3 protein-coding genes are annotated in these 3583 nt (G+C 46.4%); all 3 read left to right on the forward strand.

Annotation, left to right across the window (positions count from 1 at the left end; genetic code table 11):
- A partial coding sequence (locus tag CXF78_RS21530) for a hypothetical protein (RefSeq protein ID WP_180957203.1) occupies positions 1-358 on the forward strand: 358 nt, incomplete at its 5' end.
- Positions 355-2448 (forward strand): PfaB family protein, encoded by a 2094-nt coding sequence (locus CXF78_RS17110; protein ID WP_102037438.1) that lies wholly within the window; start codon positions 355-357, stop codon positions 2446-2448. The genes CXF78_RS21530 and CXF78_RS17110, both read left to right, overlap by 4 nt.
- The coding region (locus CXF78_RS17115) for a beta-ketoacyl [acyl carrier protein] synthase domain-containing protein (protein ID WP_145991535.1) at positions 2424-3583 on the forward strand (1160 nt) is incomplete at its 3' end. The genes CXF78_RS17110 and CXF78_RS17115, both read left to right, overlap by 25 nt.

The following is a 3583-nucleotide window of genomic DNA, read 5'->3' on the forward strand; positions in this document are numbered from 1 at the left end:
TTGCCAAGGTTTTATACCGTCATCGGCATTAGGTGGTAGCCAAATTTTCGCTGAAGACTTGCTACTACAAGCCATGTTGGTATGGGCAAGACTAAAATACGATGCCGCAAGTTTACCATCATCAACCGGTGAGTGTGTTACAGCTTGGCCATTTGCAAATGGCGATAAAGGTTATATTCAACTTGATGTGGTTAAGCACAGCGGAAGAATGCTAGTGGCTAACGTGAGTTTATATCATCAAGACGGCCGCCTGAGTTGCCAAATGCTCAATGCTAAAGTGACCATTAGTAAGAGTTTGAATGGGGCATTTATTCCACATGAAGCTTCTGCTGAACTTTCACACAAGGACACAGTGTGACAGCCACAGATAACATGGCGCTAAAATCCATTAGTGAGCGTATTTTGCAGCAACAAACCAAGCCAATGCGCTTGGCTTTGTTGCTGAGAAAACCCAATATCGACTCGGTTAATGAGCACAAGATTACGATTGATACTCAGCATAGCGACGGTTTTGAACTGGCGTTATTGCACAGCATAGAGCGGCTATCATCCACTACAGATGAAATGATCAATATTGCCGATCGGTTGTGGATAATGCCGGGGCTACTTGCCGCGAAACATGGCGTCAATGCGCACGCTTATCTCAATGGTGTTGCACTTGGTAGCAATCAGGCTGAAGCAATAACACTGGCGCTGAATCATGCAAAACGTTTACATACTCAACCGCAGATTGTCGCGTTAGATGGCAGCGTAAAATCCAATACTGCTAATAATGCACAAACCGCATTGGCCGCAATGACCGCCCTAGTAGAGTCTATCGCCAGTCGCTGTATACCAACACAGGACAAGGTCAACAGCCAGTATTGGTTTAGCCCACTTCACCAAAGTCGAGTTGCAGCGTTATGTTACCCAAGTGCCAACGGTGTTCAGGCAATGATCTTGACCCAAGGACGTGCATTAGTCGCCTCAAAGCAATTGGTTAATCCCCAACGTTTATGGCTGCCATTATGTGCCACTTCATTGGTGCAACTGCACACTAAACTGATGGCTTTCTCTGCGCAGGTCAATTCGGCGACAGACGATGTCAGCTTACTAAAACTTATCAAAAGTACATTGGCCGATTATCAAACGGATGCGCCCCTAGCTTTAGTGTTAATGGCGCAGGATCGTAACGGATTAATCATAGAAATTAATGCGATGTTGGCAACAATGTCGACTCACCTTCAGCCAGACGTTAACGATAACCCGCCGATAGAATATAAAACCCCTGCTGGCAGTTGTTTCTATTCTGCGCCGCTGGGTGATCATGGTTTGAGTTTTGTTTATCCTGGCGTCGGTACTGTGTATCCAAACATGCTCAGTCAAATGGGCTTGGTTTTCCCCAATGTGTATGCAGAACTCGAAAACCAAGGTGACATGCAATCGATGTTACAAACCGAGTTTATTTACGCGGCAGATAAAAACCGTACCGCACAAATGAGTTTGAGCCAATTAGCCATTGCCGGTGTGGGCGCCAGTTATGTGTTAACCAAACTGTTGCAGCAAGAATTTGCCATTGAACCTAAGTTTGCCTTGGGTTACTCCATGGGCGAAGCGGCCATGTGGGCGAGTCTAGATGTTTGGCAAGCACCACACACTATGATTGAGGCAACCCAAAACAGCAGTATCTTTACCCAAGACATTTCAGGCGAGCTTCGCTGCGTTCGTCAACAATGGCAATTAGCCGATGACGAAACCATTGTGTGGAACAGCTTTGTGACTCGAGCCAGTATTGACGAACTCACGCCCCATTTAGCGGATTACCCGCGTGCTTATATTGCCATCATTCAAGGCGATACATGTGTTATCGCAGGTTGTGAATCCAGTTGTAAAGCATTGTTAAAACAAGCAGGTAAACGAGGTATTGCTGCCAATCGAATTACGGCAATGCATACACCAGCCGCACTGAATATTACCGACGATGTACGTCAGTTTTATCTGCAACCGCTGTTGGCAAATTTACCCGAACATTTGCAGTTTATCTCGGCGGCTCAAACAGCGCCTGTCACGCTAGACTCACACGCTATTGCACAATCGATTGCCGATACTTTCTGTCATCAGTTGGATTTTACTCAGTTAATCCACAATGCTCGAGAGCAAGACTGTCGATTATTTGTAGAAGTCGGAGCCGATAGACAAACCACCACCTTAATTGACAAAATCAATGCTCAAAGTAACAACACGTCCCCAGCAATGGCGATTGCTGTTAATGCCAAAGGCGGCGACGATGTCAGCAGTTTACTCAAGTGTCTGGGACAATTAATGGCGCATCGCGTGCCAATGTCATTGGCCCCCTTTATTCGCAGCCTTGACGATGCAATTAACTCATTATCTCAGCAGACGGCAATAGCCGACGGCTCTCCACTGTCTCGTTGCAGTGAAACATCATTAGAAGGAGAACCTCATTGAGTTCTCAAGCCACCCCTAAAATAGCCATTGTCGGTTTAGCCAATCAGTATCCCGACGCGGATACTCCGGCTAAATTTTGGCAAAACTTATTAGACAAAAAAGATTCACGCAGCCAAATCAGTGCGAGCAAACTCAATGCTTCACCGAGTGACTACTTGGGTGTACAAGGCGAATCGGACCGTTTTTATTGTGATAAAGGCGGCTACATTCAAGACTTTCAATTTAACCCTCAAGGTTATCGTATTGAGCCCGACGCATTTACAGGTTTGGATGACAGTTTCTTGTGGGCAACCGACACCGCACGAAATGCGTTAACTGACGCGGGTATAGACCTTAGCAATAACGTGCTGCAACGCACCGGCATTGTCATGGGCACTTTATCGTTCCCTACAGCCAAGTCTAACGAGCTATTTGTGCCGCTTTATCACAGCGCGGTCGAAAAAGCCTTACAGATTAAACTCCAGCAGCCAAACTTTAATCTGCAATCGTTTAATCAAGCATCGCAAAACAATACCGCAGAAAATGCCAATAACAATAATAATGTAGCGCCTAAAACGGTTAACTTACGTAATGGTGCCATTGCCCATAATGCCTCTAAAATTGTTGCCGATGCTTTGGGATTAGGTGGTACGCAGCTAAGTTTAGATGCCGCCTGTGCCAGTTCGGTTTACGCATTAAAATTGGCCTGCGACTACTTGCATACCGGCAAAGCAGACATGATGCTGGCTGGCGCGGTGTCGGGAGCAGATCCGTTTTTTATCAATATGGGCTTTTCGATATTTCATGCTTACCCAGACCACGGTATTTCCGCCCCATTTGATAGTAACAGTAAAGGTTTGTTCGCTGGTGAAGGTGCAGGGGTATTAGTGCTCAAACGCCTTGAAGATGCCGAGCGTGATGGCGACCATATTTACGCTTTGGTCAGTGGCATTGGCTTGTCGAACGATGGTAAAGGCCAGTTTGTGTTAAGCCCAAACAGCAAAGGCCAAGTGCAAGCATTCGAGCGCGCTTATCGTGATGCCGCCGCAATCGACCCAAGCATAACCCCTGCCAGCATTGAAGTGATTGAATGTCATGCTACGGGGACACCATTAGGCGACAAAGTTGAATTAACCTCGATGGAACGTTTTTTTGA

This window comes from Shewanella sp. 11B5 (assembly GCF_002836795.1).
GTDB classification, from domain to species: domain Bacteria; phylum Pseudomonadota; class Gammaproteobacteria; order Enterobacterales; family Shewanellaceae; genus Shewanella; species Shewanella frigidimarina.